Here is a 7,749-nt window from a genome sequence, read left to right as displayed (position 1 = left end):
GACATCCGTGTCGGTTTCTCTCCCCCGGGCGCTGTCCCCCAGGGGATAATCTCTTCGCCCCTGGCGGGGCGAATTCACCTTATGCCCGGCGACACTCCCTCTGCCTGAAAAACCTGCGGATTTAGGGGGGAAACACGCTTGACTAGTGTGTCGCTATGGGGCTATGCTATTCACAGGTTCTTTTCAGCGTTCCGGTGACTGCCGGCCGGAGAAAAGGCGTCCGAAGCAGCGAGGATCAGAAAAAGCCCCCGTTTCTGCCCTGTTCGGGAGAATGCGTTGAGGAGGTGGTTTTCTTCATGGACAAAATTACCCGGGAGGAGCTCAAGGAACTGTCCGCACACTCGAGGGAACTCTGTCTTTCCCTTTTTATGCCGGCGTTCCGGGCCGGAAGGGAGACGGAGCAGAACCCCATTCGCTTCAAGAATCTGCTCAAAGAGGCGGAGAACAGGCTTTCAGCCTCCGGGGCACGGCCCCCGGAGATCCAGGAACTGCTCACACCGGCCCGGAGTCTCGCGGACGACCCTCTTTTCTGGCAGCACCAGGGAGACGGCCTCGCGGTCTTTCTGGCCGCCGATTATTTCAAAAGCTACAGGCTTCCCCTGTCATTCCGGGAGTCGGTCTTCCTTGGCCGGCGCTTCCACTTTACGCCCCTGCTTCCCTATTTCTCGGGGGAGGGCAGGTTCTACGTGCTCGCCCTGAGCCGGAACATGATCCGGCTGCTGGAGGGTTCGAGGCACTCCGTGGACGAAGTGGACGTGGAATCCATTCTTCCGAATCTGGGTGATGCCTTCCGCTTCGACCGTTTCGAAAAGCAGCTTCAGTTCCACACGGGAACTGCGGCGGGAAGGTCGGGCGGCAGGGCGGCCATTTTCCACGGTCATGATCCGAGTGATGAGGAGAAGGGGAGGCTGCTCCGGTGGTTTCGGAAGATTGACGAGGATCTTCCGGACATTCTTCGCGGAAGCAAGTCCCCTCTCGTTCTGGCTGGAGTGGAATACCTGCTCCACCTCTACAGGGAGGTCAATTCCTACCCCTTCCTGCTCGACGAGGGCGTTCCGGGGAACGCCGACGATTTGCGCCCGGAGGAGCTGCACGGACGGGCATGGCCCATTGCCGAGAAAGCTCTTTCAAGGGAGGCCGAGCAGGCTCTCGCCAGATATGCCGAACTGACCGGATCGGAGAACGCATCGTCCAACGTGGAGAAAGTCCTTGAAGGCGCTCACCATGGAAGGGTGGACATCCTTTTTGTGGACGGCGAGGCCCGCATGACCGGATGCTTCGACCCGGAAGAGAACAGGGTCCTGACTGGAGAGGCGTGCGGGGGCGAGGAGGAGGATCTTCTTAATCTCGCGGCAGTTCAGACCCTCATCCACGGCGGAACGGTCTATGCCGTAAGCTCAGGTGCAATGCCGGGCGGCGAGCCCATGGGGGCCGTCTTCCGGTTTTGAAGGCCTGTAAACAGAGTGAGGGTGCGGGCATCCCCGCACCCTCACTCTGTTTACAGGCCTCATCTCTTGTGTTTTTTCGGAATTTCCTTTTCACAGGGCACCCCTGTCTGGCACTTCCCGCATCCGTACCGCGGGGAGTGCTTTTTCTTCATGAGGTCAAGGTACTCCGAGCAAAGGACATGATCCTTGCCCGTCTCCGGGGAGATGGCGCCGACGGGGCACTTTACGGCGCATTCGCCGCACATGGTGCAGTTGCCGTACAGCTCCTCCGGGATGACATTGTCGGGAGGCAGAGGGTGGGTGGTGATCACGCTGCCGAACCTCCCGGCCACCCCCCGGGAAGTAATGAGTCCTTTGGAGAGGCCGAAAGTGCCGAGACCGCACACAAAGGCCACATGCCGTTCGGACCAGTTGCTGGTGAAGCTCACGGGTAAGGGCGTGCCGTTCCCGTCAAGGAAGACTGTGTTCTTCAGGGTGCAGGATGCGAACCTCGGGTCCACGGCGGGGGAAACTGCATCCCCTCCTTTCTCCTGGAGGTGTTCGACGAGGGCCCGGGAAAGCCGGTCGATGAACTCCTGTCCTTCTATCCTTCCATGGAGCCATTCCGGGGCGGGTTCAGGGCCGGATTCAGCGTTGGCTTCCCGGACCCGGGCGGTGAAGGGGAGGAAGAAAGAGACCACGGAACGGGCTCCGGGAAGCCATTCCCGTGGAAGAAGAAACTGGGGGCCCACCGCCCCCTCCCTTTTCAGGCGCAGGAAGGCGGGGTCTTCGGCGGCTGCGGCGGCGGCGATGGGCGAAGCAAACATCTCCATGCCTGCAAGGTCGCTCCGGAGAGCTTTCTCCCGAGGAATGCGGTTCCAGCCGGAATTCCTTCCGAAGGCCTCGATGAATGTGCGGATTTCCGTTATATCCATGGTTTTTCCTCCTGTCCGCTGTTCACATACTGGATGTCTCCTTTTATACCCTTCCGGTCCCGAACCCGCAACGGGGAAAAGAAGCACAATTTACCTGGCAGAGAGGTGTCGCCGGGTATATAGTGAATTCGCCCTCCTCAGGTGTGAAGCGATCTCGCTCCACACGCTTCGCGGAGATATCCCCCGGCGTTCCCCGGTGACGCTCCCCGCTGCCTGAGGATACAGGAGGGAAAGTATCCCATTATTGATTGACGGTATTAGAGAGATTGGAGTACTCTACACTCAGAGGGCCTGCCGGAACGGGGAGAATGGGACGCAGACTGAGGATGGGAGATATGGAAGTGAAAGAGTATCTTTATGCGCTTGATACTCTTGCCGACTGGAAAATCGGCTATAGTACCCCGAAACTCCACATGGGTGATCACCGCCACGGGGGGGGGGGTGGCTCTCTTCGAATTTTCAAGGGAACTCTTCGGGGAGACGGCCGTGATGAAACCGGATACCCTGGAAAATCCGGTATATGCTCCACAGGACCGGGTATGCCCGGTATTATTATGGCATTGAGAAGTCATAGAATGAATAAACCAGGGCGAATTCCGTCCCGCGGTCTTTCGGGCAGGGAGAGCGCCGGTTTTTAGGAGGATGTCATGGAGCTGGAAACCTATATTGTCAACGCCTTCGCCGACGCGCCGGGAAGGGGGAACAGGGCCGGGGTGGTCGTGTCGCCGGAGCACCCCCCGGAGGATGTTATGCAGATTGTGGCCGCCGATATCGGGGCCTCGGAGACCGCCTTCGTGGCTCCGGAGGAACGAGCCTGGAATATCAGGTGGTTTTCTCCTCTGAAGGAAATGTCCCTGTGCGGTCATGCCACTCTCGCCGCCTCACGGGTCCTCTTCGGGAAAGAGCCTCTGATTGACTCTCTGGTGTTCCGCTACGCCGGGGGAATTCTTCCTGTACAACGGTATCCTGACGATTCCATCGGCATGGATTTCCCCCTGGACGATTATATGCGGTGCCCGCCGGTAGCCGCTTTCGACGATTTCTTCGGTCCTCTGCGGGTGACTGACTGCATTTGCGGCCGGAGAACCGGGAAAGTCATCATCGTCACCGATGAAGGAACGGACCTGAGGACGATCGCACCGGACTTCAACAGGATGGTGGAGTACAGGGGGCTCTGCGGTAGCGGAATCGCCGTCACGAAAGCCTCGTCGGTCTATGATTTCGAATCCAGGTACTTCAACCCTTGGGCGGGAGTGAACGAGGATCCGGTCACCGGTTCTGTCCACACGGTTCTCGCCCGGTACTGGAGCGAGCGGCTGGAAAAGAAAACTCTCGCCGCCTTCCAGAACTCGAGCCGTCCGGGGGAACTGCTGCTCACGGTGGGGGATGACCGGGTGGAGATTCGCGGAAAGGCCAGGATCGTCCTCCAGGGAACGTTTTTTCCCTAGAAGAGGGGCGGACCGGCCTCCAAAACTCCGTCTCACGAGCGCCCTCGGCTCCGGAGTTCTCAACTTCCGGATACGAAAGCGCCGTTTTTTACGCTCCGAGGGGTGAAATCATACCTCCGGGGCGTTTTTCCTTTATTTCCCTGAAGCGGGGATATAAGGGGGACGAACCCGCCTCTTTCAAGACGGTTTCCAGGTATTTCAGGGAAGCGGTCTTCGCGCTTTTCATGCCGGTTATCATCCTCGGGGGCATTTACGCGGGAATCTTTACGCCGACAGAATCCGCCGCCGTCGCCGTGGTGTACGGCCTGGTCGTAGGGGTCTACATCTACAGAGAGATCTCCTGGAAGGATGTCTCGAAGATTGTCCTGAAGTCGGCCAAATCGACGGCGCTGGTCATGTACCTCATGGTCACCGCCGAAGTTCTGACTTACGTCCTGGTGAGCGAACAGATCCCCCAGACCATTGCCGCCTCAATACTCAACGTCTCCACCAACGCCGTCGTGGTGCAGCTCATCATGGTCTTCATTCTGCTGGTGGTGGGGACCTTCCTGAACAATTCGGCGGCCATGGTGCTCCTTGCCCCCATTTTTTACCCGATCATCATGAGTCTCGGAATCGACCCCCTGTTCTTCGGCATCATCATGGTGATCTCCCTGGCCATAGGCCACAATACTCCGCCAGTGGGGCTGTGTCTCTTTATCGCCTGCGACATCGGCAACCTCAAGCTGGAATCTCTGGTGAAGGAGATTGTTCCCCTGGTGGCCGCACTGATCGTCACCGTGGTGGTTCTCAACTTCTTCCCCGACGTAATCCTCTTTCTGCCGAGGATGATGCGCTGATAGAACGGGAAAGCCCCGGATTCCAAGGGGGAATCCGGGGTTTTTTTTCCGATCAGGCCTGGAAAGGCCTGCTGTCTTTTGCCGGTAACTTCCCCAGGCTTCTGACGGCCCTTTCGATCCGTTCCATTCCTTCCCTCAGCAGCACCCTCGGCGTGGCGATGTTGATGCGGGCAAAACCTGTTCCGCCGGTGCCGAACCAGTGTCCCCCATCCAGGGCGACGCCGCCCTTTTCCACGAGGAGGTTCTGCAGTTCCGGCCCCGTTAGGTTCAGGGAGCGGCAGTCCAGGAGAGGAATGTAGGTTCCCTCCGGCCGGATGAGACGGATCCCGGGGAGCCTTTCGGCGAGAAATTCTTCGATGAAGTCGAGGCTGCCCTCAAGGTAGAGGAGCAGTTCGTCCAGCCATGCGTCCCCCTTCGTGTAGGCCGCTTCCAGGGCGAGAGTCCCGAAGACATTGCCCCCGTCGATGTGGAGGAAGTCAATGACGGACTGGTAATTGTCCCGGAGCCGTTTTGAAGGGATGATGACCGCTGCGGTGCTGAGTCCCGCAATGTTGAAGGTCTTGCTGGGGGCCACGGTGGTAACGGAAAGGCCCCGAATGGCATCTGAAACATCGGCAAGGGGGACGTGGCGGGCTCCCCCGAAGAGGATGTCGCAGTGGATTTCGTCGGAAATGACGATGACTCCATGGGAGGCGCAGATATGGGCGAACCTTTTCAGTTCCTCCCTGGTCCAGACCCGCCCGCAGGGATTGTGGGGCGAACACAGGAAGACGAGCTTCACTGACGAGTCGTCCAGCTTTTTCTCCAGGTCTGCGAAGTCCATCTCAAACCGGCTGCCGGTAAAAACGAGCGGGTTTTCCACCACTCTGCGTCCCCGTCCGGTGATAGTGGCGAAGAAGGGGTAATAGACCGGCGGCTGGACGAGCACGCCGTCCCCTGGTTGGGTGAAGGCGAGGATGGCGGCGGCCAGGGCGGGGACCACGCCGGGGGCGTGTCGGATCCATTCGGTGTCGGGTTTCCAGCCGTGCCTTCGCTCGAACCATCCCGCAATGGCCTGGCGGTATGGGTCGAACCGGCGGGTATAGCCGAAAATACCGTGGTCCACCCGTTCCCGGAGGACCTCGACGACCTCCGGCGGGGCCTTGAAGTCCATGTCTGCAACCCACATGGGGAGAAGATCGCCGGAGCCAAAGATGGGCTCCATTCCGTCCCACTTTGCACAGATAGTGCCTCGCCGTTCAATGACAGAATCAAAATCGTAGCGGCTCATTTTGTTTTGTTCCTCTCTTTCGCATAAACTGCAGATTATAGATGGAAAGTCTTCATTATAACAACATTTGCCCTCAGTTTGGAAAGAATTCGGAAGGTTTTCACCCCCTTGTTTCGCCGTTCCGAAAGTGGTAGTCTTTTTAAGCTGTAAATATTCACACACAAGATGTTGTGTGTGAAATCATTCCCATGCCCCTAATGGTGTGGGGAGGAGGGTATTACATGGTTTTTTCATACAAGGAGAGGTTCCGTTCTTCATTTTCGTCACCTCTGACCGCGGGAGGAGAAAGCGGCCTCTCCGAGAACGCGATGTGGCTGCTGGACCAGCGGTATTTTGCACGGCGGTACGATTCCGCCTCGGGATCAATCCGAAAGGAGACGTCTTTCGGCGAGTTCGCCAGGAGGGTCGCCAGGATCGTGGCCTGCGCAGAGACGGCCTATCTCGGCGGGAGTGCTTTTGATCTCGAATGGCTCCGCCGCCTTGAAAACAACATCTACGATGATATTACCAACAGGCGGTTCCTTTTCAACTCCCCGTGCCTCTTCGGCGCCGGAGCCGGAATGACGGTGGACCCTGTGCTTTCGGGTAAAATTTATTGTCCGCCTGAGGAGATGACCTTCGAGGACTATGACCTTCTCCGCCGCTCCAGGACACGGAGTCAGCAGCTCTTCGCCTGCTTCGTCATAGATGTCCCGGACAGCATCGACGGTATCTTCGACGGCGTGAAGGATGCGGCCGTGATCAGCAAGTACGGCGGCGGGGTGGGAGGCAATTTCGGCCATCTCCGGGAGCGGGGCAGCGCCATCAACGGCGGCATCGGAGGCCAGGCCAGTGGCCCGGTCTCCTTCATGGAGACCTGGAACACCATGGGAGCGGTGGTCGTCCAGGGAGGACGGCGTCGGGCGGCCCTGATGGGCATGCTTTTCGACGACCATCCCGATATTTTCGACTTTATCGACGCCAAGGTGGAAGAGGGAAAACTGCCCTACTTCAACATCTCCGTCTGTGTTTCCGACAAGCTCATGAAGGAGGCGGAGGGGGGAGGCGACTTCAGCCTGGTGTCCCGGAGCGACGGAAAGACCGTCAGGCGCGTGAAGGCGGCTGACCTCTGGAACAAGCTCTGTGAGAGCGCCTGGAAACGGGGAGACCCCGGTATCTTCTTCATCGACAGGGCAAACGACGATAACCTGCTGAAGCTCGGCGAGACATGGAAAATCGAGTCCACAAACCCCTGCGGCGAGCAGCCCCTGCCCAACTACACAAGCTGCAACCTCGGCTCGGTGAACGTGGAGGCCTTCGTCACAACCTCCCCCGACGGAAGGAAATCCTTTGATTTCAGTGCCTTCGTGGACCAGGTCTTCCGTTCCATGTACTATCTCGACCTTGTGATCGACGCCTGCTCCTACCCCCTGGAGAGGATCGAGGAGAGAACGAAGCGGATACGCCCTGTGGGGCTCGGCATCATGGGGCTGGCGGACGCGGCCATTCTTCTGGGAATGCGGTACGGTTCCCCGAGGTTCAGGGAATTCTGCAAATGCCTGGGCGATTCCATGGGCAGCGCCGCCCTCTGCGCTGCCGCGGGAATCGTATCGGATATGGGCAAGGACCCCTTTCCAGAGGCAGGACTCATAGAAGCTCTTTTTGCGGAGTTCGCCAGGGAGCAAGGGGAGGAACTCTTCCCCGAATCGTGGTACGACAGGCTCGACCGGGAGGGATTCCGCTCCCTGTTGGAGAAGATGCGGTCTTCGGCCACCATCCCCTATACTCTCTCGAATGCCCTCGAGGGTTTTTTCACCGCCCAGGGGTTGGGGAACGAGAGTGAACGGCTGG

The 7,749-nt window shown here is 58.8% G+C and carries 7 protein-coding genes; 5 read left to right on the top strand and 2 right to left on the bottom strand.

The window, feature by feature from the left end:
* Positions 1–296 precede the first annotated feature (296 nt).
* Positions 297–1,448, top strand: coding sequence for a hypothetical protein (locus JMJ95_RS01810; protein ID WP_290681785.1), 1,152 nt, complete (start codon positions 297–299; stop codon positions 1,446–1,448).
* Between the two features lie 59 nt (positions 1,449–1,507).
* On the opposite strand, the gene JMJ95_RS01805 is transcribed toward JMJ95_RS01810, so the two are convergent.
* A complete protein-coding gene (locus tag JMJ95_RS01805) occupies positions 1,508–2,362 on the bottom strand; it encodes a 4Fe-4S binding protein (protein ID WP_290681782.1) in 855 nt (284 codons plus the stop codon).
* A gap of 335 nt (positions 2,363–2,697) precedes the next feature.
* Between JMJ95_RS01805 and JMJ95_RS01800 the strand changes: the two genes are divergently transcribed.
* The 3 genes from JMJ95_RS01800 (at position 2,698) to JMJ95_RS01790 (ending at position 4,649) form a co-directional block, all read left to right on the top strand.
* Complete coding sequence (locus tag JMJ95_RS01800) at positions 2,698–3,000, top strand: hypothetical protein (RefSeq protein WP_290681779.1); 303 nt, start codon at positions 2,698–2,700, stop codon at positions 2,998–3,000.
* Between the two features lie 9 nt (positions 3,001–3,009).
* A complete protein-coding gene (locus tag JMJ95_RS01795) occupies positions 3,010–3,810 on the top strand; it encodes a PhzF family phenazine biosynthesis isomerase (RefSeq protein WP_290681776.1) in 801 nt (266 codons plus the stop codon).
* Positions 3,811–3,917: 107 nt separating this feature from the next.
* A complete protein-coding gene (locus JMJ95_RS01790) occupies positions 3,918–4,649 on the top strand; it encodes a TRAP transporter large permease subunit (RefSeq protein ID WP_367153733.1) in 732 nt (243 codons plus the stop codon).
* Positions 4,650–4,701: 52 nt separating this feature from the next.
* Here JMJ95_RS01790 and JMJ95_RS01785 read toward each other — a convergent pair whose 3' ends face one another.
* Complete coding sequence (locus JMJ95_RS01785) at positions 4,702–5,919, bottom strand: MalY/PatB family protein (RefSeq protein ID WP_290681773.1); 1,218 nt, start codon at positions 5,917–5,919, stop codon at positions 4,702–4,704.
* Between the two features lie 221 nt (positions 5,920–6,140).
* Here JMJ95_RS01785 and JMJ95_RS01780 point away from each other — a divergent pair.
* Positions 6,141–7,749 (top strand): ribonucleotide reductase N-terminal alpha domain-containing protein (locus JMJ95_RS01780; RefSeq protein WP_290681769.1); only part of this gene is annotated, 1,609 nt, incomplete at its 3' end.

Origin of the sequence: Aminivibrio sp. (genome assembly GCF_016756745.1) — a bacterium.
Lineage (GTDB): Bacteria > Synergistota > Synergistia > Synergistales > Aminobacteriaceae > Aminivibrio.
This window is presented reverse-complemented; position numbering and strand designations above follow the sequence as displayed.